The organism is Cystobacter fuscus (assembly GCF_044360685.1).
GTDB lineage: Bacteria > Myxococcota > Myxococcia > Myxococcales > Myxococcaceae > Cystobacter > Cystobacter fuscus_C.
Genome location: NZ_CP043491.1, coordinates 4,353,813 through 4,376,413, shown reverse-complemented (window position 1 = coordinate 4,376,413; position 22,601 = coordinate 4,353,813). Strand labels below are relative to the sequence as shown.

Annotated in this window: 20 protein-coding genes, 1 tRNA gene and 1 pseudogene; 12 read left to right on the top strand and 10 right to left on the bottom strand. The window is 68.9% G+C overall.

All coding sequences use genetic code 11. The features are described from left to right. Positions 1 to 4: 4 nt before the first annotated feature. Entirely contained in the window at positions 5 to 1,012 is a 1,008-nt protein-coding gene (locus tag F0U63_RS18050) for a hypothetical protein (RefSeq protein ID WP_395847157.1), read from the bottom strand. After that, the gene (locus F0U63_RS18045) at positions 1,012 to 2,805 is read right to left on the bottom strand and encodes a DUF1549 domain-containing protein (RefSeq protein WP_395847156.1); all 1,794 of its coding nucleotides are present in this window, start codon (positions 2,803 to 2,805) and stop codon (positions 1,012 to 1,014) included. Before F0U63_RS18045 ends, F0U63_RS18050 begins: the two co-directional genes overlap by 1 nt. A gap of 301 nt (positions 2,806 to 3,106) precedes the next feature. Between F0U63_RS18045 and F0U63_RS18040 the strand changes: the two genes are divergently transcribed. The 7 genes from F0U63_RS18040 to F0U63_RS18010 all read left to right on the top strand — a co-directional run bounded on the left by F0U63_RS18040 (position 3,107) and on the right by F0U63_RS18010 (position 10,577). Beyond that, complete coding sequence (locus tag F0U63_RS18040; protein WP_395847155.1) at positions 3,107 to 3,472, top strand: DUF6184 family natural product biosynthesis lipoprotein; 366 nt, start codon at positions 3,107 to 3,109, stop codon at positions 3,470 to 3,472. A gap of 17 nt (positions 3,473 to 3,489) precedes the next feature. Beyond that, positions 3,490 to 4,512 (top strand): serine/threonine-protein kinase, encoded by a 1,023-nt coding sequence (locus F0U63_RS18035; protein ID WP_395847154.1) that lies wholly within the window; start codon positions 3,490 to 3,492, stop codon positions 4,510 to 4,512. A gap of 66 nt (positions 4,513 to 4,578) precedes the next feature. Continuing rightward, positions 4,579 to 5,919, top strand: coding sequence for a sigma 54-interacting transcriptional regulator (locus F0U63_RS18030; RefSeq protein WP_395847153.1), 1,341 nt, complete (start codon positions 4,579 to 4,581; stop codon positions 5,917 to 5,919). 43 nt (positions 5,920 to 5,962) lie between these two features. Then, positions 5,963 to 7,471: a serine/threonine-protein kinase gene (locus F0U63_RS18025; protein ID WP_395847152.1), complete on the top strand. Its 1,509-nt coding sequence runs from the start codon at positions 5,963 to 5,965 to the stop codon at positions 7,469 to 7,471. A 7-nt stretch (positions 7,472 to 7,478) separates the two neighbouring features. Continuing rightward, positions 7,479 to 8,351, top strand: coding sequence for a PEGA domain-containing protein (locus F0U63_RS18020; RefSeq protein ID WP_395847151.1), 873 nt, complete (start codon positions 7,479 to 7,481; stop codon positions 8,349 to 8,351). A gap of 1 nt (position 8,352) precedes the next feature. After that, a complete protein-coding gene (locus tag F0U63_RS18015; protein WP_395847150.1) occupies positions 8,353 to 9,441 on the top strand; it encodes a hypothetical protein in 1,089 nt (362 codons plus the stop codon). Positions 9,442 to 9,590: 149 nt separating this feature from the next. Further along, positions 9,591 to 10,577 (top strand): hypothetical protein, encoded by a 987-nt coding sequence (locus F0U63_RS18010; RefSeq protein WP_395847149.1) that lies wholly within the window; start codon positions 9,591 to 9,593, stop codon positions 10,575 to 10,577. 175 nt (positions 10,578 to 10,752) lie between these two features. Here the strand turns inward: F0U63_RS18010 and F0U63_RS18005 are convergent, their stop codons facing one another. After that, the gene (locus tag F0U63_RS18005; RefSeq protein WP_395847148.1) at positions 10,753 to 11,340 is read right to left on the bottom strand and encodes an imm11 family protein; all 588 of its coding nucleotides are present in this window, start codon (positions 11,338 to 11,340) and stop codon (positions 10,753 to 10,755) included. A gap of 1 nt (position 11,341) precedes the next feature. Next, positions 11,342 to 12,646 carry an AHH domain-containing protein gene (locus tag F0U63_RS18000; RefSeq protein WP_395847147.1) on the bottom strand — a complete coding sequence of 435 codons (1,305 nt, stop codon included), beginning with the start codon at positions 12,644 to 12,646 and terminating at the stop codon, positions 11,342 to 11,344. Positions 12,647 to 13,192: 546 nt separating this feature from the next. Here F0U63_RS18000 and F0U63_RS17995 point away from each other — a divergent pair. The 3 genes and pseudogenes from F0U63_RS17995 to F0U63_RS17985 all read left to right on the top strand — a co-directional run. Then, positions 13,193 to 13,450 (top strand): aldo/keto reductase, encoded by a 258-nt coding sequence (locus F0U63_RS17995; protein ID WP_395847146.1) that lies wholly within the window; start codon positions 13,193 to 13,195, stop codon positions 13,448 to 13,450. 61 nt (positions 13,451 to 13,511) lie between these two features. Then, a complete protein-coding gene (locus F0U63_RS17990) occupies positions 13,512 to 14,219 on the top strand; it encodes a putative quinol monooxygenase (protein ID WP_395847145.1) in 708 nt (235 codons plus the stop codon). Positions 14,220 to 14,270: 51 nt separating this feature from the next. Beyond that, positions 14,271 to 14,438, top strand: a pseudogene (locus F0U63_RS17985) (DUF1330 domain-containing protein); the annotation flags it as partial. 143 nt (positions 14,439 to 14,581) lie between these two features. Here the strand turns inward: F0U63_RS17985 and F0U63_RS17980 are convergent. Beyond that, positions 14,582 to 14,657 (bottom strand) — tRNA-Thr (locus tag F0U63_RS17980). 297 nt (positions 14,658 to 14,954) lie between these two features. On the opposite strand from F0U63_RS17980, the gene F0U63_RS17975 reads away from it, so the two are divergent. After that, entirely contained in the window at positions 14,955 to 16,505 is a 1,551-nt protein-coding gene (locus F0U63_RS17975) for a Glu/Leu/Phe/Val dehydrogenase (protein WP_395847144.1), read from the top strand. A gap of 104 nt (positions 16,506 to 16,609) precedes the next feature. Here F0U63_RS17975 and F0U63_RS17970 read toward each other — a convergent pair whose 3' ends face one another. Further along, the gene (locus F0U63_RS17970) at positions 16,610 to 16,972 is read right to left on the bottom strand and encodes a PilZ domain-containing protein (protein ID WP_002626313.1); all 363 of its coding nucleotides are present in this window, start codon (positions 16,970 to 16,972) and stop codon (positions 16,610 to 16,612) included. Positions 16,973 to 17,158: 186 nt separating this feature from the next. Here F0U63_RS17970 and F0U63_RS17965 point away from each other — a divergent pair, with 186 nt between their 5' ends. Further along, positions 17,159 to 17,797 (top strand): DUF6066 family protein, encoded by a 639-nt coding sequence (locus tag F0U63_RS17965; RefSeq protein ID WP_395847143.1) that lies wholly within the window; start codon positions 17,159 to 17,161, stop codon positions 17,795 to 17,797. A 12-nt stretch (positions 17,798 to 17,809) separates the two neighbouring features. On the opposite strand, the gene F0U63_RS17960 is transcribed toward F0U63_RS17965, so the two are convergent. The 4 genes from F0U63_RS17960 to ftsH all read right to left on the bottom strand — a co-directional run bounded on the left by F0U63_RS17960 (position 17,810) and on the right by ftsH (position 22,537). After that, the gene (locus F0U63_RS17960; RefSeq protein WP_395847142.1) at positions 17,810 to 19,264 is read right to left on the bottom strand and encodes a trypsin-like peptidase domain-containing protein; all 1,455 of its coding nucleotides are present in this window, start codon (positions 19,262 to 19,264) and stop codon (positions 17,810 to 17,812) included. A gap of 131 nt (positions 19,265 to 19,395) precedes the next feature. Continuing rightward, positions 19,396 to 20,055, bottom strand: a complete 660-nt coding sequence (grpE, locus tag F0U63_RS17955; RefSeq protein ID WP_395847141.1) for a nucleotide exchange factor GrpE — start codon at positions 20,053 to 20,055, stop codon at positions 19,396 to 19,398. Positions 20,056 to 20,106: 51 nt separating this feature from the next. Continuing rightward, positions 20,107 to 20,352 (bottom strand): hypothetical protein, encoded by a 246-nt coding sequence (locus F0U63_RS17950; protein ID WP_395847140.1) that lies wholly within the window; start codon positions 20,350 to 20,352, stop codon positions 20,107 to 20,109. Positions 20,353 to 20,473: 121 nt separating this feature from the next. Beyond that, positions 20,474 to 22,537: an ATP-dependent zinc metalloprotease FtsH gene (gene ftsH, locus F0U63_RS17945; RefSeq protein WP_395847139.1), complete on the bottom strand. Its 2,064-nt coding sequence runs from the start codon at positions 22,535 to 22,537 to the stop codon at positions 20,474 to 20,476. Positions 22,538 to 22,601: the final 64 nt, after the last annotated feature.

Below are 22,601 nucleotides of genomic sequence, written 5' to 3'. Positions count from 1 at the left end.
CGGCTCAGTAGGTGATCCACAGCGGGTGACGGATGAGCGACGCACAGACGCCGATCCAGGCGAGGCGCGTGTTCTGCGCTTCGAGCGGGAGATAGACCTGTTCATACAGCGCCTTCGCTTCCGCTTCCGAAGGTGGCTGTCCGAGCATGCGCAGGTAGAGCGAGTTCAGGTTCTTCTGTACCGCGCCCGGGTTGCTCGAGGATTTGTCGGTGAGCGTCACGTGGCGCAACACCGCCGTATTGCCCTTCTTGTCCACCGCGCGCGCGCACCAGGCCTGCGACATCTGGACCAGCGTCTGCGCGGCGGAGGGACCGAAGCTCACGTCCCGCTTGCGGTACAAGAGCGAGTTGCCGCCGCCGAGCGCATCGAACCGCTCGACGCTGCGTGAGTCGGACACGTACTCGCCCGAGATGCCGGGCGCCCAATCACCGGGCCACACGAAGAGCTTGCCGCCATTCACCACGTACGCCTTGTTGCGCCAGTTGGGATCGCTGGTGCTGACGAAGTCCTCGAGCGTGAGCCCGAGTTGATCCATCAAGCTCACGACCATCTCCTCGGCGGAGAGCCGGCGGACGTTGAACGCCTCCGCATCCGGCTCCTCCAGCCGCGCGGGAGGAGGAGGCAGCTCGCGAATCCAGGCCTTCACCTGCTCGATGGACAGCGTGACGCGGCCGTTGGCGACGAGTTCGCCGTAGGGCTGACCCGGCGGCATCTGCGGATAGCTACCGGCCGCGGTTCCCTCGAGCATCTGGATGAGCATGCTGTTGTCGGGATCCCCGGGCTTCACGTACCGCTCGTCGTACACGAGCCCGTTCTCGAACGCCGTGAGCGAGGCGAAGAACGGCTTGTTCCCCGTGAGGTGGCAGCCCTGGCACGCGGGCGCGAGCCCGAGCCGGATCTCGTCGTTCCTGTTCGAAGGCGCGCAGGTGTCGTTGTTGTCTTTGCAGGCAGGCGCGAAGAGCGCGAGCGAGGTCAGCGCCACGGCTCTCAGCATTGAACGCAAGGTGCTCATCACAGGCCCCTCCGCAGTTCGGGTTGTTCGAAGAGATAGCGGAGGAAGGGCCGGAGCTTGCGGTCGCGTGCGACGAACTCCTTGGCGAGCTTGTCGATGAAGCGCTTCTCGGAGGCCGGGTTCAGCTCACGGCCAATGAACATCGAGTAGAGCTTGCGCGAGACGCAGCGATCGAACTCGCCGGAGCGCACGAGGAGCTTGCCAAACCCGAGCGGACCCATGGTGCCATCGCCGTGCACGCCGAGCAGCGTGTAGGACTCGGGCATCGTGTCGAGCAGCACCGCTTCCGGATTGGCCGTGATCTGCTCGGGGGTGACCGGGGTCAACATGGTATTGGGAAGGAACGCGTTCTTCCACCGATAGCCCGGTGAGTTGCCAATGTACGGGTACTTCCCGGACAACCACTCCTTCGTGACGCGATGATTGCCCACGCCGGGAATGAAGGGCCATGGGATGTAGGCGCTCTGGGCCGAACCGAAATCCCACCGCTTGAACGAGATCGCCGCGGGATCGAGTGTCTTGTGGCAGTGCAGGCATGTTCCACCAGTCGCGGGATCGACCTCGTACGGAGGGAAGTGCACGTCCGCGGGAGGAGGCGAGAAGCTCTGGCAGGCGAAGATCTCGAGGAAGCGCGCGGCTCGGACACGCTCGCGCGGGAACGAGGACATCGAGCCGATCATGGTGAGCACCCCGGCGGCGGGAAGGCCCTTCGGCGCCTCGGTCGTGGTGCGGGGATCGAAGCGGTACGTGCGCTCGAGACTGCCCGAGCGCTCGCGGTTGCTGGTGAGCGCGAGGTGGAAGGGCTCCAGGTCCTCGACCACGAACTCGCGCCACGCCTGCGGATCATTCGGCGTCGGGTGCAGCGGATCCCGAAGTGCGTTGTCCGCGTCCGGGCGCCACCAGGTCGTGTTCGCGTCCGATGCGTTGCTGCCCATCTGCCGGCCGAGGCGCACGTACAGCGCGCGCAGCCAGTTGGTTCCGACCGAGTAGTTGCCGAGGATGAGATCCGAGAGCGGCCGGTCGTGCCACGCGAGGTGCGCGAACAGGCGCGCGGGTTCCTCATACGGATGGCGGCGTTGAACGCCGAGGTCGTGGTTGCTCCCGTTGATCAGGCCCGTGAGCGGTGAGCACCACACGAGGTTGGGTCCGCAGCCGCATCCGGTGGGCAGCATGGGATCGTAGTAGCCGCCGCGCGCGATGCCGCAGTCGAGCGTCTGCCCCTTGGCGTCGACGACCTGGGTGACGTTGGAGCCGGCCTTGCCGAGCACCTGGACTTGCGTTCCCGGCGCCCACCAGGGCTCGATCGAGCGCACCTCGGGCACCACGGCACTGCCACTCGCATCCTGATCGTTGCACTGATTGGACGACTTGGCCGAGTCCGTGAACTCGTTCACGTGGTAGTACGCGCCCGGGTGCTTGGTGTCGGTGCCGCACTTGAAGATGTGGCCGGACAGGTCCCCCTGGTACGCATCGCCGGAAGCGCCGGTGGTGTACGCGCCCACCGCGATCCACTCGTGTCCGAAGCGCAGCATCCGCTCGTAGAACTTCGGCGAGGCGAGCACCTCATCGAGTGTCGAGCGCAGGATCGCTTCTCGCGCTTCCGGCGTGGCCGCGGCCTCCATGGCTTCGTATTGCTCGACGGTCGGCGTGGTGCCGGTGAGCCCGAGCACCAGGCGCCGCAAGAGCCGCGTGTCACTCATCCGATCATCGGGAGGCTCGACCGTCTGTGGAGTCTCGGGACCGCATTGCTGGGCGTGCGCGTCGTCTCCGATGAGACCAGAGATCGTGAGCATCACGGTCAGCAGAGCCGCGCGCTTCGATTGCAAAGGCCAGTGCATTCGCGGGACGTTACCGAGTGAACGGTTTCAAGGTAAAGGGGTTCCTCCCGAATAATCTCGGTTTTCTCGGCCATGCAGGCATTGCTGACCGGGGAGGGTGTTGGCCGCGGCCTACAGGTCCGGCGCTCCCTGTTGTCTCGAGCCTACACCCCTCACACCACCGCCTCGTCGTTACGCGGGTTTGGCGTTGGTCCGCCCCTTGCTCATGGGGAGCACGTTGTCGTGTCCCTCTCACCCCGCTTCGCGAGTCACCCCCATGCGCATCTCATCCCCCCTCTCTGTACTGTCCTTGCTTCTCCTCCTGCCCGCGTGTGGCCCGACCACCCGCGTGGATGCGCACGACCAGGCCACCCGAGCTGCCTGCGACTACTACGCGGACTGTGAGGAAATTGGCTCCGGCGAGGGCAAGCAGTTCCAGGACCGGAACGAGTGTGAGGTGAAGATCCGCGACTTCTTCCAGGCCGCGTGGACCGGGGACAACTGCCCGGCCATCAACGAGACAGGGCTCGAGACGTGCCTGAAGCGCATCCCCACCACCTCGTGCTCGAGCGCGGCGGACTTCCTCAACACCGCGCTGCTCGTCTGTCGCGCGGGCTCGGTCTGCCAGGACGTCCAGGACTGAGCGGAGAGCCCGCTATATTGTCTGTCGCGATGACGCAGGGAGGAGAGACAGGCGCGGTGGGCCGCTACCGGCTGGTGTCCCGTCTGGCGCGTGGAGGGATGGCGGAGGTGTTCCTCGGCGTCCTGCCCGGGCCCGAGGGCTTCGAGAAGCCAGTCGTCGTCAAGCGCTTGCTGCCGGAACTGGCCGGACAGGAGGCCTACCGGCAGATGTTCGCCCAGGAGGCGCGACTGATGGCCACTTTCGGCCACGCGCACGTCGTCTCGGTGCTGGACTTCGGGCTGGAGGCGGGCGCGCCCTACCTGGTTCTGGAGTACGTGGAGGGGGTGGACCTGGCCCGGGCGCTCGCCGCGCGAGGACCCCTGGCGCCCGCGCTCGTGCGGCACCTGGGCCTGTGCCTGCTGCGCGCGCTCGAGCACGTGCACGGCCTGCGTGACACCCAGGGCGAGTGGCTGGGGCTCGTCCACCGGGACGTGAGCCCCGCGAACGTGCTGCTGGGACACACCGGCGACGTGAAGCTGGGGGACTTCGGCATCGCCAAGGGGCTGCGCACGCCCTCGCGCACCGCGCCCGGCAGCACGCGCGGCACGCTGCGCTACATGTCCCCCGAGCAGCTGCGCGGCGGCCCCCTGGACGCGAGGGCCGATCTCTTCTCGCTCGGGGTGCTTCTCTACGAGGCGGTGGTGGGCCGTATTCCCTTCGCCGCGGCCACGGACGCGCAGCTGCTGCTCGCCGTGCGGGACGCGCGCCTGGAGCCCGCCGAGCACCTGCTGCAACGCGCCGGGCCCGCCCTGGCGGGCGTCCTCCAGCGCGCCCTGCGCCCCCACCCCTCCGAGCGCTTCGCCTCCGCGGCGGACATGGCGCGCGCCCTGCTGGACGTGGACACCGGCTCCGGAGCGGAGCAGCCCTGGCACGTGGCCGCGCTGGTGGCGGAGACGCTCGCCGCCGGGCGTCCCCCGGGGGCCTCCGGGCCCGGAAAGCGCGTCGCGAGCCCGTTCTCCGCCGCCCTGCTCGAAGCCCGTGGGGGGGACGAGGAGGCATGACGCCGGCCCGCCCGTGCTTGCTCGCCCCGTGCCTTACCTGACGGAAAGGTGCTATGCACGGCGGGCATGTCAGGGCGTACCGAGCTCATCCCCGCGCAGACACCGGCCAGCGGGCTCTCCGTGCAGCGGGTGAACCTCGAGGTGTCGGCCGGCCCGGACGCGGGCACCACGGTGAGCAGCTCCGCCGAGAAGCTCACCCTCGGCACGGCCCCGGGCAATGATCTGGTGCTCACCGACACCACCGTGTCGCGCTTCCACGCCGAGCTGGTGCGCGAGCGCGGCGGCTACCGGGTGAAGGACCTGGGCAGCACCAACGGCACGCGGGTGGACCACGTGCGTGTGCAGGACGCCTATGTCGCGGACGGCTCCACGCTGACCTTCGGCGGCACCACGGTGCGCTTCTCCCTGGTGGCCACGCGGGACGTGTTGCCCCTGCACCCCGAGCCCCGCTTCGGCGGGCTGGTGGGCGAGAGCGCCGTGATGCGGGCCCTGTTCGCCCAGCTCGCGCGCCTGGCCGCCACGGACGCCACGGTGCTCATCGAGGGCGAGAGCGGCACCGGCAAGGAGCGGGTGGCCGAGGCGCTTCACCAGGCCAGCCCGCGGGCCCCGGGCCCCTTCGTGGTGGTGGACTGCGGCTCCATCCCCGCCGATCTGGTGGAGAGCGAGCTGTTCGGCCACGAGAAGGGCGCCTTCACCGGCGCCACCCACGAGCGCCGGGGTGCCTTCGAGGCCGCCCACGGGGGCACCCTCTTCCTGGACGAGCTGGGCGAGCTGCCCCTGGCCGTGCAGCCCAAGCTGCTGCGCGCGCTGGAGCGCCGACAGGTCAAGCGCGTGGGCGCGGATGGGTACCGGAGCGTGGACGTGCGCTTCGTGGCCGCCACGCACCGCGACCTGCGCGAGGCCGTCAACCGCGGGCAGTTCCGCGAGGATCTGTACTTCCGGCTCGCCGTGGGCATGGTGCGCGTGCCCCCGCTGCGCGCGCACCTGGAGGATCTGCCGCACCTGCTCGAGCACCTGTGGGCGGACACGTTCCGCTCGCTCGGCCTGCCGCCCCGCCCCTTCACCGCCCCCAGCCCCGAGACGATGCTCCAGCTGTCCACCCTGCCCTGGCGCGGCAACGTGCGCGAGCTGCGCAACTTCGTCGAGCGCAGCGTGGCCCTCTCCGGCGCGCTGGATGCCTCGTTCCTCCAGGCGGCCAGCGCCCCGGCGGCGCCGGGCGGGGCCCCCACCGTGCGCGTGGAGCTGCCCTACAAGGAGGCCAAGGAGGCCTGGCTCGCCCACTTCGAGGAGACGTACCTGCGCCAGCGCCTGGCGGCCTCGGGCGGCAACGTGAGCCAGATGGCGCGCGAGGCCGAGGTGGACCGGGCCCACGTCATCAAGCTGTTGCGCAAGCACGCGGTGCGCTGACGTCCATGCTCTCTCCTTCCCCCGTGCCATGAACCCAGCCTCCATGCCGCGCTGCCCGACGTGCCAGAGCGAGTACGCGGAGGACGTCTCGTACTGTCCCCGGGACGGCGCGGCGCTTTTGCCCGCCGTGCTCGAGGGCCGCTACCGGTTGCTGTCCCCGCTCGGCGCGGGAGGCATGGGCGTGGTGTACCTCGCCGAGCACCTGGGCCTGCGCAAGAGCGTGGCGGTGAAGCTCTTGCGCGGTGAGCTGTCGAGGGATCCCACCTTCGCCCGCCGCTTCGAGCAGGAGGCCATCGCCGCCAGCCAGATCGGCCACGAGCACATCGTCAACGTGACGGACCTGGGCCGCACCCCCACCGGGGAGCTCTTCTACGTCATGGAATTGCTGGAGGGAGAGAGCCTCGGGGCGCTGCTGCTGCGCGAGCACTTCCTCCCGCTGTGGCGCGCCGTGCCCATTGTCACGCAGGTGTGCCGGGCGCTCGAGGCGGCGCACGCGCGTGGCATCGTCCACCGGGACGTGAAGCCACAGAACGTGATGCTCCTGCGGCGCCAGGGGCAGGCGGACTTCGTCAAGGTGGTGGACTTCGGCATCTCCAAGGTGATGCAGGGGCAGCCGGGCAGCGGGCTCACCGAGGCGGGCGCCATCCTCGGCACCGCCAGCTACATGGCCCCGGAGCAGGCGGCGGGTGGGACGGTGGATGCCCGGGCGGATGTGTACTCGTTGGGGGTGCTCACCTACGAGGTCTGCACCGGCTCGCTCCCCTTCCGCGGGGACAACACCTTCACCACGATGCTGCAGCACCTGGAGGCCACCGCCGAGCCCCCCAGCCAGCGCCGTCCGGACCTCGGCCTGCCGCCGGAACTGGACGCGCTGGTGATGAGCACGCTCGTCAAGGATCCGGCTGCTCGCCCCACCCTGGAGACGTTCCGCGCCGGGCTGGAGGCCCTCAACTCGGGCCGCGTGCCCCTCCTGCTCACGCCGGCCATGGCCACCGGCCCCGTGTCCGCGCTCCCGCCCGCCGCACCGCTCGCGGCTCCGCCCGCCGTCGCCGAGCCCCTCGAGCCCACCGTGGTGTCCACCCGGAGCCTGGAGCCGGTCCACCCACGCAGGCGCGGTGGGCTCCTCGTGGGAGGCGTGGGCGCGCTGCTGCTCCTCGGCGGCGCGGGGCTGTGGGCATTCACCTCGCGCGGCCCGGCCGTGGAGCCTCCCGCCGGCCCGGCGCCGGTGGTGGCTCCCTCGCCGGTTCCCTCCGTGGAGCCCCCGAAGCAGTCCGCTCCCCCGCCGGCCCCGGCCCGTCCCCGCCTGTCCATCGCCTCGCGGCCCGAGGGCGCCACGGTGACGCTGGGCGGGCGGGTGCTGGGCGTCACGCCCCTGGAGCTGGAGCGTCCGGACGGAGACGCCGGTCCCCTGCGCCTCACCCTGAAGGGCCATGTCCCCGAGGTGCTCGAGCACCTACCCGAAGGCGAGCGGCTGGACGTCACGCTGAAGAAACCACAGTCGCGCGCGCAGCCCGACAAGCCCCGGACGGGCCTCAAGCCCAACCCCTTCTGAACCAACGATGACCACCCGTCACCGCCGTATGTCCTTCCCGGCGCTCCTCGTCGCGCTGCTGCTCGCCCTGGGCGGTACTGGGGCGAGCGCCAGCGATCCCGGAGCCGCCCGCGCCGCCGCTCGCAAGCATTTCGAGCGCGGCACCACCCTCTACCAGGAGGGCCACTACGCCGAGGCCGCCGCCGCCTTCGAGGCCGCCTACCAGACGCTCGCCAACGGCGTGGTCCTCTACAACCTGGGCCAGTGCTACGAGAAGCTCGGCGATCTCCAGCGGGCCATGGGCTACTACCGCGACTACCTGCGCATGGTGCCCAACGCCGAGGACCGGCCGCTCGTCGAGTCGCTCATCACCCGGCTGGAGAAGCGCTACGAAGAGGAGCGCCGTCCCCAGGTGACCCTCTCCAGCGAGCCCACGGGGGCGCGAGTCCAGGTGGATGGCAAGGCGCGGGGGGTGACGCCCTGGCGCGACAGGCTGGAGGTGGGCCCGCACCAGCTCGAGGTGACACGCGAGGGCTACCAGCCGCTGCGGCGCGACGTGGAGCTGCGGCCGGGCGAGCCGCTCAAGCTCCAGTTGATGCTCACGCCCCTGTCGAAGAGCGCGGGAGGGATTGATAGCCACCTGGGACAACCCCGGAAGCGCGTCTGGACGTGGGTGGCCGCGGGCGCGGCGGGGGTGGCGGCGGCGGGGGCGGTGACGCTCGGGCTACTGGCGCGCTCGGACTCGCGGGAGCTGCTGGCCCGGCCGCACGAGCGCGCCGAGGCGCAGCGGCTGCACGACTCGGCCCTGGGCCGGGCACGGGCCTCCAACGTCCTCACCGGCACCGCGGGCGTGGCCCTGCTGGCGGGCACGGCCCTGTTCTTCTTCGAGGGGAGCTTCTGACGTGCGCGCATGGCTGGTGGTGATGATGGCCCTGGTGGGCTGTGGCGTGCAGGTGACGGGCGCGCCGTGCCAGGACGACCTGCAGTGCCCGAGTGCCCAGCGCTGCACCTCCGAGGGGCGCTGTGTGGCGGGCGCCCGCTCCGGGGAGCACCTGCTGGAGTCCTGCCGCACGGCGATGGAGACGCTCGCCCGGCGCGCGGACCAGTGCCACGGAGGGAAGACACCGGAGAGCTACCATCGGCTGGCGGACACGGAGTCGGTGTGCGCCTCGATGGAGGTGAGCGTCCAGGCGGGCCGGCAGGCCTTCGTCCCGGAACGCTTCGGCGCGTGCGTCCGCCAGCTGAGAGACCTACCCTGCGGCGCGCTCACGCTCGACGACTTCAGCCAGGGCAACCTGCTGGCGCGCTGCGAGGCCCTGGAGCCCCAGGCGGCGGAAGGCGGCGCGTGTGGCGGCAACCTGGACTGTCGGGGCGGCTGGTGTGACACGAGCGCGGGCTGTCCCGGCGTGTGCAAGCGCTACGTGCCCGCGGGGAGCGCCTGCAACGGCTCCGTCCCGTGCCAGCCCGGCTCCACCTGCTCGCTCAACGTGTGCCGCGCGTACGCGAACCTGGGGGAGTCCTGCGCGTGGGGGGTGCGCTGCGCGCCCGAGGCCAATGCCGCGTGCGTGGGCAATGTGTGTGTCGCGCGCAAGGAGGCCGGCGCCTGCACGAGCGCCGACGAGTGCGCGCCCGGCCAGGCCTGCGTGAAGCTGACCGCGAACGGGGGGGCGAACACCCCGCGCGAGTGCCGCCCGGCCCGGAGCCTGGACGAGGCCTGCACGCCTGGGGCCCTCGAGTGCGGTGGCCCGCTCTACTGCGAGGCCGCCTCCGCGCGCTGCCGCCCGTGGAGGGAGCTCGGCCAGACGTGCTTCAACCCGGGCGGTACGGACGAGCTGGCCCTGTGCCTCGGCAGCCGATGCGCCTTCGGTCCCTTCGCCCAGCTCGTGTGCCAGCAGTACGTCGCCCCCGGAGCGGCCTGCGTGACCAACGGAGACTGCGGCCCCACGGGCGCCTGTCGCGACAACGTCTGCGTCACCACCTGGTGCCGGTGAGGGGTGTAGGGCGCGCCCTACAGCGCGAGGGCCCCCTATAGGGCGCGGCCTACAGGCGCGGCGGGGGCAGCCCGTGTTTTCGCGGGGTTGGCGTTGGTCCGTCCCTTGCTCATGGGGATGGCACAACTCTCCCCACCCGAGGAAACCCCATGAAGAAGATGTTCGGCGTCCTGGCTTCGCTCTCCCTTGTCGCTTGTGGCCCCCAGATCGAAACGGTGTCCTTCAAGGACGGCCTGCCCGCCCAGGAGATGGCGAAGCTGGAGGTCCCCACCGAGAGCGAGCAGCGCCTCGACGATGGCCTGGCCCGCGTGCAGCAGACGCTGCGGGGCGAGCTGTCCCGCACCTGGCTGGTGACCGGGAGCACGGTGGTCTTCGTCAACGGAGTCACCCTGTGGTCGCTCGGCGCGCTCAACTTCGTGGCGGGCTTCGAGCCGACGTCGGATGACGGCAACACCGCGGTGTGGGGTCCGCACAACAACGACTGGGAGGGCACCACCTGGAAGCTGACGGCCGTGCGCACCGCGCCCAATGCCTTCAAGTACACCCTGGAGGCCAAGCCCCGGGGCAGCGCCGACAGCGAGTACGCCGCCGTCATCACCGGCGCGCACACGGTGGCGGTGGATGACAAGGGCAAGGCCATCAAGGGCTACGGCGAGGGCCGCTTCGACATCGACTACGACAAGGCCGCGCGTCTGCCATTCCAGGACAGCAAGCGGGGCCGCATCAGCTTCCACTACGCCCGGCCGAGCCCCACGGCCGCGGCCACCGTGGACGTGGACCTCGAGCAGTTCGTCAACGACGCGACCGTGCCCGACACGGCCGCCTACCGCTACAGCCAGGTGCCCGGGGGCGAGGGCTCGTTCGAGTTCGCCGTCGACTCCAACATCCACTGGTTCGATCTGACCAAGGTGGCGCTGGAGCGCTGGAGCATCAAGAGCCGCTGGACGGCCACGGGCGAAGGCCGGGCGGACGTGCGGGCGACCGGAGGCGACCTGGCCAGTCCCGTGACGCTGAACGAGTGCTGGAACCGGGCCCGGCGCTCGACCTTCCTGGACGGCAACGGGGACTTCCAGCAGCGCTGGGGTCGCGAGTCCACGGACTGCGCCTTCATCGGCGCGTCCTACTCCACGCGCTGAGGCTTCTTCAGCCCTCGTTCGACGCGTGAGGCCCCGTTCAGTCATGCGAGCGGGCTCGTCACGCGCTCGGGAAGGCCGTGCGCCTCGCGTAGGTGCATGGCTCCGCCGCCCTTCAGCCAATCGCCCGGGTAGCAACGACGCGAACGGAGGACCGGTCCAGGTCTCGTCACAGCGACTACCTCGGGTCGTGAGGTCCCGTCACGCGCTCGAACGACAGTCCCAGATTCCCGACTCGTTCGAGTGCGATCTTGACCTCCTCCGACACGATGAACGCAACCTTGAACTTCTTCAGCCGAAAGACCTGGGCGCCTTCAGTCTTCGAGGGGTCGATTCGCAGTCCGTAGATCCAGTTGTACTCCCCTTCATAATACGGGGAGGGGTCGTCCTCGTCATAGTGATGCACCTCCCGGCACCGGGCCTCGTCTATGGCATCAACCACCTTGGTTGCGTTGACGACGAAATACCGCTCAGACTCTCCCTCCACCGTCACCGGAAAAAGCTGCACGTCACCGGGAGCCAGTGTTCGGAAGACGTTCGCGACTGCTTCGCTACCAATGGGAGTTTCCTCTACCCCCGCGAACACGAACGTGCGCTTCTCTCCAGGATGTGAGACCTGGGCCTTGATGGGGCCAGGGTCTGGAAGGACGCGACCATCCGCGAACATCCAGGGCTCAGCAAACGCCTCACCAGATTCCCGTGTCGGCGTCTCCAAGAGCCAGTGCGGCACATCAGCCAGGCCCACCGAGTAAAAGTGGCGTTCCACCTCACCCCTCCCCCTTCACGATGAGGCGCCGCAAGTCGGAGCCCTGCGTTAGAAGCTCGTTGGCGATCCTCGCAAGTTCCTTCATCAAACTGGCCCGGCAGGTCTCCGTTGTTTGGCAGCGCGCAACAGAACGCTCAAGGCGCCGAATCACTTCGCGGTGATAGCGCTCGGAGTGAGGCCCTTCATGGCCATTGAGCCGCACCTTGTTTGCAGCATCTTCGAGCGACATCCCGGCCTTCTTGAAAATCCTTTCGCACTCTGGCGTCCAAGGGCCGCCAGTGGCAGCGGAAATAGCGTTCTTGTTCGTGCAGATGTGATGAACCGGGCCTTCAGCGTCACCCGGAATACCGTTCGAGTACATCGCGACGGCAGCAGTAGCTCCCGGAGCCAGCACCACGTTGAGCACCCCGGCAGCAGGCAGCGAGATCGAGCCCACCCCACCATTCAGAGCAGCAGTGAGCTGGAAACCGCCCTCGGCCTGCGCGCGGATTGCGGCCTGGGAGAAGCCGGGCAACTTCGGGCCCTGGGCCGCCATCGCACTCTTCCCGCCAAGGGCCGCGGTGACGAGGAGCACCAGGACGCGCGCGCCGTTCGTTCCCAGCACGCGCCCGAACCGGAGCCCGATGTCCTGCAACTCGATGACGCTCGTCGCCTTCCCCGCCTCGTCCCACAGCCGGACGAATCCACGACCCATACGCCAGACCGGAATCACACCGAGGTAGGCCACCATGGCCGCCGTCAACGCGACCGCAAGGACTTTGGTGACGGGCTCGGGCAGGGTCATCGTGAGGAGCACGGACAGGGCAGCAGACGTCAACATCGCCTTGAGCGCTACCGGATTCAGCATCTTGCCGACCTCCGCCTCGACACTCTCCCAGACGGTATCGAGCGCGAAGGACAGGGCCATCAGCGTCCGGTCCTTCCGCCCGAACGACAACCCCGTCCCGCCTATCAGGGTCAGGCAGTCGTCCGCGTCGGGGCAGATGCGCGCATACAACGACTCGGGGGAGCTCTGTACCCCCGAATCAGCGAGACCCATCGAGGATGCGAGCAGAGTCCTGGACCGCACCCACCCTCGCTCATCCGCCTCTTCAATCTCCCGGAATGCAACGTCCATCCGCATGTCGAGCAGGAGCCGCGTGAGGGCCACCTTGAACTCGGCCTCGCTCACCTCGACCGGATCAACACCCACGGACGTGTAGGTGATGGGCTCCCCATGCCCGGTATCCAGATGGACAACACGAGTGGTCGCGCACCCCGACCCAAACCCAAGCAACAGTAGACCGACTACCGCGACGAGCCTCATGGCCTTCCCCCCGAAAGTCCAGATTCCAGAAAAGCAGGACCCGGACCCGCTTTGCGAGGCTCGTGGAGTCGCGGAGGGGCGCGTTCGTCATCCACTCGTCATCTCCCGTCCGAATCACCTCCCGCCCGGCTGCGTCCTTCGTCCAGGCGTAGAGAGTGGGACGTGACGCCCGACTCCTTGGAGATTTCGTGGACGCGTCTCCTTGACCACGCCGAAGTCATCGACGGGAGGCTCGTGTGCCGCCTTATTGCCCAAGCAAGGAAGACGCCCTTCGGACGTCGGCCCGAGGGCCTTCAACGCCGTCAAAGAAGGCCACGCCTTATTCTTAAGCAGGGATTTACAGGCCATTTGCTCCCTGGCGCCTAGTCCTCCGCGAGACGTGGATGTACCTCTGTTGCGTCGGCCAGGTTGTGAAGGCGGGCGGAGGTCGCCGTTCCAGGGGAGGAACAATGCAGAAGCGCGAACTTGGAAACAGCAACCTGGAGGTTTCCGCCATCGGCCTCGGCTGCATGGGCATGACAAAGGCTTTCTGACCGGCAAGATCGATTGGAGCTGCTCGCGCGGATCGCCAAGGAGAAGAACGCCACCCCCGGTCAGATCGCACTCGCGTGGGTGCTCGCGCAAAAGCCGTGGATCGTCCCGATCCCAGGGACGACGAAGCAGGCGCGCATGCTCGAGAACGCGGGCGCCGCCGACATCGTGCTCACGGCAAGCGACCTCCGCGAACTCGAGGACGGCGCCTCGCGTATCAAGCCGAGCGGAGACCGCTACCCGCCGCAACAGCAACGCCTGATCGATCGCTGAAGGGGTCGTGTAATCTGTGGCGCCAAGAATTGACGGCATCAATCTCTGGAAATGAACACACATGAACCTCAGGCAGTTCTTGATGGTGTGCGCGTCGGCGCTGGCGTTGTGCCTTGGCCCGCCCGCCCTGGCCCAGAAAGCGCAGGTCCCGTTCGTGCGACTGGAGGACCTGGAAATCGACCCCACTCAGTTGGAAGGCTTCAAGGCGGCGGCTCGCGAGCATGCGGTGGCGACGCTTCGGATGGAGCGGGGCGTACTGGCCCTCCATGCCGCGGCAGAGAAAGGCAACCCGGCCCGCATCCGTGTGTTCGAGATGTACGCGGGCGAAAGCGCGTATCAAGCGCATCTGCGGACGCCGCATTTCCAGAGGTTTCGCTCTAGCACGGCCAAGGGGGTGTTGGCCCGCAGAACGTACGACGCGGTGCCTGTCCTGCTCGGCGCAAAGCCGCGATTGCCTGCCAAAGCGCTCGTGCGTATCGCCGAACTGGAGATCGATCCGGCCCAGCTCGAAGCCTACAAGGCCGCCGTGACGGAGGAGATCGAAACCTCGATCCGCATCGAAGCCGGCGTGCTGGCCATCTACTCGGTGGCCTTGAAAGAGAACCCGACCCATCTGCGGTTCTTCGAGATCTACGCGGACGAGCAGGCATACCGTCAGCACCTCGAGTCGCCGCACTTCAAGAAGTACGTGGACGTCACCAGGTCCATGATCACGGCGCGCAGGCTTTTCGAGACGGAGCCGCTCTCCCTCAGCGCGAAACCACGGTGAAGCCGCTTTCACCCAAAGGAAGCGAGATGAAGACGAAAGCGAGGCGGCAAGGTCGCCTCGCTGGAAGGCGAGCCCACCAAGCGCATCGTCATGATCGCGTTTCCGAGCAGGGAACACGCTCACGCCTGGTACGACTCTCCCAAGTCCCGGGAGCTCGTGCCGATCCGGCACAGCTCGGCCTGCTCACGGAGCTTCATCGTGGAAGGCGTCGCCAGGTAACGCCCAGACGGTCTCGAGCGCGAAGGACCGCGCTTTGGAGGCCGCTCGGATGAAGGGCAATGGCCCAGGCAGCCGCCAGTCAGCGCCGCTCCACGGGGAAAAGAAAAAGGGCCGGTCACTCGCGTGACCGGCCCTTTATTTCCTGGAGCCGACACCCAGATTTGAACTGGGGACCTACTGATTACGAATCAGTTGCTCTACCGACTGAGCTATGTCGGCCCAACGAGGCCCTTCCGGCGTCACCGAAAGTGGGCGCGAAGTACCATGAGCATCCGGACACGGCAAGCACTTCTTTCGGGCCCCTCCCCGCCTCCTCCCGGAAATTTTCCAGGACCCCGCGAGCATACGGGCTCCAACGGTCCGTCCATGACACGCCGCGTTGGCTAACTACCTGAAAGTACTTGGGCTTTTACACCTTCACCGCGACGCCCCCTGATTGACCACCGCGAGCGCCTATGCGCATAAGGGCCTTGCTTCTCCCCACGATCGCCTCAACCCCAAGGAGCGATTTTTCCCATGGCCAGTGAAGAGAACTTCATGCGCGCCCCGGCGCCGACGCCCAAGCGCACCGTCTACACGGAGGCGATGGAGATCTTCCATCGCGCCGCCGACCTCATCGGGCTGGACAAGCGCGTCCGTCTCGAGCTCGAGGAGCCCGACTACGAGCACATCTTCTACGTCACCGCCAAGCTGAAGGACCGCCTGGTGCCGCTCGCCCCCGAGCAGGCACGTGACTTCGCGGACCTGCCGCCCACCCAGGTGCGCAACCCCGAGGGCCTCGAGCGCCTGGCCGACGGGAAGATCATCCTCAATGGCCGCGCCCTGCTCGGCTCGGACGTCTCCATCCGCCGCGGTCACCTGCGCCTTCCCGACGGCCACGTCTACCAGCTCGTTCCCGGCGAGTCCCAGCGCTTCAAGGCCTACCGCGTCCAGCACAACCAGGCGCGCGGCCCCTACAAGGGCGGCATCCGCTACCACCGCGAGGTGTCGCTGGACCTGTTCAAGGCGCTCGCCGCGGAGATGACCTGGAAGACGGCCATCTCCGAGGTGCCGTTCGGCGGTGGCAAGGGTGGCATCCAGATCGATCCGCGCTCGTACGGCCGGGAGGAGCTGGAGAACATCACCCTGCGCTTCATGTACAAGCTCAAGAGCATGATCGGCCCCAACATCGACATCCCCGCGCCGGACGTGGGGACCAACGGGGACATCATGGCGCTCATGTACCGGCAGTACTCGGACGGTGAGCGCGACCGCCACGGCATGCGCGGCATCGTCACGGGCAAGGACGTGCGCATCGGCGGCTCCGAGGGCCGCGCGGCCGCCACCGGCCAGGGCGTGGCGTTCTGCATCGAGGACTACTACGCCGAGAAGGGCGAGAACCTGCGCGGCAAGAGCTTCATCCTCCAGGGCTTCGGCAACGTGGGCAGCCACGGCGCCGCCATCCTCCAGCGCATGGGCGCGCGCCTGCTCGCGGTGAACGACGCCGACGGCACCATCTACAACGGTGACGGCATCGACGTGCCCGCCCTGCTCGCCTACGTCAACGACAGCAAGAACCTGCGCCGCAGCGTGGTGGGCTTCCCCGGCGCCCAGAAGATCGACAAGAAGGACTTCTGGGAGGTGCAGGCCGACATCTGCCTGCCCGCCGCCCTGGGTGGCGAAATCACCGCCGACGTGGCCGAGCGCCTCAAGGTCAAGCTCGTGGCCGAGGGCGCCAACGGCCCCACCACCCCGGACGCCGACCGCGTGCTGCAGAAGCGCGGCATCGACATGATCCCCGACATCATCGCCAACGCCGGCGGTGTGACGGTGAGCTACTACGAGTGGATCCAGAACAAGCGCATGGAGCGCTGGAGCGAGCCCGAGGTCAACCAGCGCCTCGAGCACGCCATGAAGCGCAACTACCGCATCATCCGCGACATCTCGCGCAACCAGGCGCGCCGCTCGGACACCCACGACAGCCGGCCGTTCTGCATCGGCAAGGAAGTGGACCCGCGCTGCGCCGCGATGATCCTCGCGCTCAAGCGCATCGAGGCCCACTACCTCCTCGAGGGCTTCTCCCAGTAGGCCCTCGCCTGACGCCGTGAAGCACGAAGGGCACGGTCCGCTCCCGACGCGGCCGTGCCCTTTGTCGTTTCCTCCCGGCGTGCTGTCCACCGGCCCTCCCGGGCTCAGTGCATGACGCGCTCGCGCGCCACCAGCAGCAGGGGCTGATCCTCCTGGACCTCATAGGCCACGATGCGCAGGCCCACGCCGCGGCTGTTGCCCTCGCGCCCATCCTTGCGCCCGTACGCCAGCGCCACCTGGTAGCGCACCTCGCACAGGCACGTCATCTCCGTGCCGTCCTCCCCCGCGAACGTCACCTTCACCCGCTCGCCCAGCGTCAACGGCTCGCGCGTCTCCACGAACAGGCCCTGCTGGCTGATGTTGCGGCCAATCCCCCGGCTCAACCCCCCCTCCGTGGAGAGGTAGATGGTGAAGACCTTGTCGAAACGCAGATGAGCACGGCGCTCTCGGACCTGAACCTGTGCCAACGGGTGTCTCCGGGGGAGGTGGAAGTGGGCGAGAAACTACATGGTGAGGACATGTAGTCAAAATCTCCACCGACCCGTACCACCACGTACTGCTACGTACCGACATACGGGTGTCCGGAGGTCCCCGAGAGTGGCAGCATCCACGCGCCCCCCATTTCCCGCCCCCTCTGCCTTGGAGATGCCCCCATGAATCGATTCATCCTGGCCGCCGCCCTGTTGCTGCCGTCGCTCGTCCTGGCGGACGCGGATCCCCGCTTCGCCCGGTTGAGGGATCAGGCCGAGCCCCTGGGGAGCCTGTCGGCGTTCCTGGACAAGTACGTGGGGGAGTGCAGTGGCCTGTTCGCGGGCCTGGGCTGCCGCGACGCCGCCGAGGCCTTCCGCAAGCAGTATGAGGGCAAACGGCTGTACATGATCGTCGGCGAGGACGTGGCGACGATGGTGCGCCCGGGCCCCTACCAGCCCGGCAGCGGCAACTACGCCATCGAGGTCACCCCCTCCTTCCCCGGAGGCACCTACGTGCTCACCCAGGGCACGCCCGGGCAGCTGACGGCGGACGACAAGCCCATGTTGCCCCCCCTGCGCGTCACCGGCACCACGCCGCCCGGGTGGAACGCCACCGACTTCATGCGCCTGTTCTCCTCGCGCCAGGTCCGGCTCCAGGTCATCTTCGCGCCGCAGACGATCTGGGGGCTGGAGCGCAAGCAGGGCAGCGGCAAGCAGTACGGCGTGTCCGCCCGCGTCGAGGCACTGCTCTTGACGAACGCGCGCACCGGCGAGCCGCTCGGCCTGTGGTTCGCCGACGAGGCGAAGGCGAAGAAGAAGTAGCCGCGGCGGCGCTCAGGGCTCCAGCGCGACGTACTGTTGCCGCTCGCCGCGCTGGATGCGCAGCAGCACGGCGGCGCCCGTGCCCCGCTCCAGCGCGCCCTTCACCGCCCCCACGTCCTTCACCTTGCGGCGGTTGACCTCCGTCACCACGTCCCCGGGCTGCAGGCCCGCGCGGGCCGCCGCGGAGCGCGGCACCACCCCCGACACCAGCACCCCCGCGTAGGGCTCCAGGCCCAGGGGCGCCGCCACCTCGGGGGACACGTCGCGCAGCACCAGGCCGAAGTCGCCCAGGTTGCCGGGGCCCGACAGCGCCGACAGCACCTCCTGCGCCGGGCGGGCCGTCAGCTTCACCACCACGTCCTGCGACTCGCCCTCGCGCAAGAGCGTGAGCTTCACCTGGGTCTGCGGCGCCAGCATGGTCACCTTGCGCAAGAGCTGCTGGTAGGAGTCCACGGGCTTGCCGTTCACCCCCACCAGTTGATCCCCCGCGCGGATGCCCGCCTGCGCCGCCGGGCTGTTGCGGTACACCTGCTTGACGACCGCGGCGCGGGTGCCCACCTGGGACTGCTCGTCGATCACCACCCCCAGCCACCCGCGCTGCAGCTGGCCGTTGCGGCTCAGGTTGGGCAGCAGATCCTTCACCATGTTGATGGGCACCGCGAAGCCAATGCCCTGCCCCTCACTGATGATGGCGGTGTTCACGCCCACCACCTCGCCGCGCATGTTGAAGAGCGGCCCGCCCGAATTGCCCGGGTTGATGAGGGCGTCCGTCTGGATGAAGTCATCGAAGGGGCCCACGCCGATCACCCGCTCCTTGGCGGAGATCATCCCGTGCGACACCGAGTGATCCAACCCGAACGGGTTGCCAATGGCCACCACCCAGTCCCCCACCTCCAGCCGGTCCGAGTCCCCCAGGTACACCGCCGGCAGCCCCCGCACGTCCTGGCCCAGCAGCCGCAGGAGCGCCACGTCCGTGGACGCATCCCGCCCCACCACCTCGGAGAGGAACTCCCGCCCGTCGGACAGGCGCACCACGATCTCACGCGCCTCCACGTCCCCGCGCGCCACCACGTGGTTGTTCGTCACCACCAGTCCCTCCGGGGTGAGCAGGAAGCCCGAGCCGGTCGCCGAGCGCGCCGCGCCCATGACCGGGTTGTCCGCCCCCGAGGCGCTGATGTTCACCACGCCCGCCTCCACGGCCCGGATGAGCGGCGCCAGGGAGCTGGGAGGCACGAAGCCCGGCAGCATCGGCTCGCGCGAGGTCCACTCGCGCCACAGGCCCGTGGCCCCCTCCTCTCCGCGGACCGTGTCTTGCGACCAGGCCGCGTGCTCGCGCGCCCGGGCCTCAAGCCAGGGCGCCAGCGGTCCCTGCTGCGCACCGGCCACCGACGCGGAGAGCATCAGCACCAGCAGGGCAGTCCACGAGGCATGCGGCGGGAAAGGGCGGAGGTTCACGGCTCGGGTCATGTCGGGAGGAGCGAACAACCACCCGCCCCGCGTCTTCCCGGTGGATCCGGACTCGCGCGGCGGGGGGACTCACCGCCCACCCTAGCCGCCCGCCCTCTCGGGAGGAACTCCTTCGAGGAACAGCTCCCGGCTCAGGCCTTCGCGGGAGCGACGTACTTGGCCACCTTCACCCGCGCCGGGCGGATGATGCGGTCCTTCATCCGGTAGCCCGCCCGGGCCTCCGCCACCACCCGCTGATCCTCCTCGGGATTGGGGGTGATCTCCATGTCCGTGGCCTCGGCCGTGTTGGGATCGTACGGCTGACCCACCAACTGCAGCCGCTCGACGCCCGCCTGCTGCAACTTGCCGAGCAGTCCGTCGCGGATCATCTTCACGCCCTTGGCCAGGCCGGAAGAAGCGTCGGCGCCGCCCATGGACAGGCAGAGATCCAGCTCGTCCACCGCCTCGAGGAGCATCGTGGCCACCTTGCCCCGCTCCACGTCGAGCATCCGCTCGCGCTCGCGCGACAGGCGCTGCTTGAACTCCTCGCGATCCTTCTCCAGCTCCTGGTAGGCGCGCGCCAGCTGATCCACGCGGCGCCGCGTCGAGGCCAGCTCCGCCTGGAGGCGCTCCACCTCGGCCGAGGCCTCGGCTGCCGCCTGCGGCGGGGATTCCGTCTGCGCGGACTGCGAGGGCTGCGCGGACGGAGAAGTCTGCGCGGTCGCGTCGGGAGCCGCCTCGGGCGAGGTCACGACGGGCTCCTGCGCCTGCGTCTCCTGGGAGCGGTCGTCTGTCCGGGAATTGCCATTCATGGGGCGAACGTAACCAGCCCCCGTCCCGAGTCAACGCCCGTTCAAGGGCTTCTAGTGTTCGGCGGGCATCGAGGGATGTTCGGCCATGAACCCATGGTCCACCTGGCCCGTCACCTCGTCGATGATCTCCACCTGGGCGGCCCGGAGCGAGTAGTAGAGCAGCCAGCGCTCGGCCGCCGTGAGGGTCCCCGCGGGCAGGGCCTCTTCAATCTCCTGGACCGTGAGCCGCCCATCCCGAAGGCCCCGGGCGAAGAGTGCCTTACGCGCCGTATAGCTTTTGCCGATTCTGTTTTCCACGGACGCTCCCTCCTTCCCATGCAACATAATTTCGCCCCTTCAACACCGCAGGCCGGCGGCGTGAAGGGGCGAAGGTCCGCTCAGGGGGCGGGCGAGTGAGCGCCCACCCTGTCCGTCCGAGCTACACGTCGGGGAGCGTGCCCCGGGCGTGCTGGGTGCCCGAAGGCGCCGGCTCGTCGGTGCCCACGGGATGGGCGGAGACCACCTGGTGGGCCTCGGGATGCAACAGGCCCCGCTCGGCGACGGCCTTGGGGCCGAGGATGGCGCGCAGCTCGTCCTCGTCCACCACCTCGGTGGCCAGGAGCCGGGCCGCCAGCGCCTCCACCTTGTCGCGGTGGTGGGTGAGCACCTGGCGCGCCCGCTCGAGCGCCTCGGTGACCATCTTGCGGATCTCCTCGTCCACCATGCGCGCCGTCTGCTCGGAGTAGGTGCGCGTCTCCGGCAGGCCCGCGCCGCGCAGGAAGCCCGGCCCCTGATCCGCGCCCAGTGCCACCGGGCCCAGCGAGCTCATGCCGTAGTCGCGCACCATGAGCTTGGCGACGTCGGTGGCCTGCTTCAGGTCGTTGGAGGCCCCCGTGGACACCTCGCCGATGAAGATCTCCTCGGCGGCGCGTCCGCCCATCATCGCGGCCATCTTGTCGCGCAGCTCGTCGAAGGACATGAGGTAGCGGTCCTCCAGCGGCATCGACATGGTGTAGCCCAGCGCGGCGATGCCCCGGGGGATGATGGAGACCTTCGTCACCCGCTCGGCGTGCGGCAGCATCCAGCCCACCACCGTGTGGCCCGCCTCGTGGTGCGCGACGATGTCCTTCTCGCGCTCGTTCATCCGGCGGTTCTTCTTCTGCAGGCCCGCCACCACGCGCTCGATGGCCTCCTCGAAGTCCGCCTTGAGCACCGCGTCGCGGTTCTTGCGCGCGGCGAGCAGCGCCGCCTCGTTCACCACGTTGGCCAGGTCCGCTCCCGCGAAGCCCGGGGTGCGCGAGGCGATGGACTTGAGGTCCACGTCCGGCCCCAGCTTCACGCCCTTGGAGTGGATCTCCAGCACCCGCTCGCGGCCACGCTTGTCCGGACGGTCCACCAGCACCTGCCGGTCGAAGCGGCCCGGACGCATGAGCGCGCTGTCGAGGATCTCCGGACGGTTGGTGGCCGCCAGGATGATGAGGCCCGCGCGGCTGTCGAAGCCGTCCATCTCGGCGAGCAGCTGGTTGAGCGTCTGCTCGCGCTCGTCATGGCCCCCGGCCACGCCCGAGTTGCGGCTCTTGCCGATGGCGTCCAGCTCGTCGATGAAGATGATGCAGGGCGCCTTGGCCGTGGCCTGGGCGAACAGGTCGCGCACCCGCGCGGCGCCCACGCCGACGAACATCTCCACGAACTCGGAGCCGGACAGGCTGAAGAAGGGCACCCCCGCCTCGCCCGCCACCGCGCGCGCCAGCAGCGTCTTGCCCGTGCCCGGAGGGCCCACCAGGAGCACGCCCTTGGGAATGCGCCCGCCCAGGCGGCGGAACTTCTCCGGCGTCTTGAGGAACTCGACGATCTCCCGCAGCTCGTCGACGGCCTCGTCCACGCCCGCCACGTCCTTGAAGCCCACGCCCGTGTCGGCCTCGGCCTGCACCTTGGCGCGCGTCTTTCCAAAGCTCATGACGCTCTGCGGCCCCTGGCCGATGCCCCCGGCCATGCGGCGCATCATGAAGCTCCAGAAGAAGAAGGCCAGGCCCAGCGGCACCAGCCACACCCACAGCACGTCGGAGAAATTCGACTGGGGCACCGCCTCGTACTGCACGCCCTTCTCCTCCAGGAGCGGCACGAGATCGTTGTCCCCCTGGACCCGGTAGGCCAGCCACGGCAGGGCGCCCGGCTCACTGCGCAGCGGTCCCGGCCCTCCCTGTCCCGAGGCGTCCGCCGCGGGCGCGGCCCCGTCCTTGAGGTAGCCCTTCACCCACTCCGGCGAGAGCTGCACGCGCGAGAACTTGCCTTCCGACAGCGACTCGCGGAACCGGCTGTAGGTCACCCGCTGCACGCCCGCGTCCTGGAAGACATTGCGGAAGAGCATGAAGCCCAGAACGAGCAGAAGGATGTAACCCAGCGGAGATCCAAACCGGAACCCCTTGGGAGTAGGAGCCGGTGACTTGTCCTGCTTCTTGCCGCGTGGGGTTCCACCCGGCGGTATCGTGTTCTCGGGCTTCATCAGTGGCGCACTCCCCGTCCCCCTGCCACGCACCCCTGTGGTACGCGGTACGACTTCCGTGTGG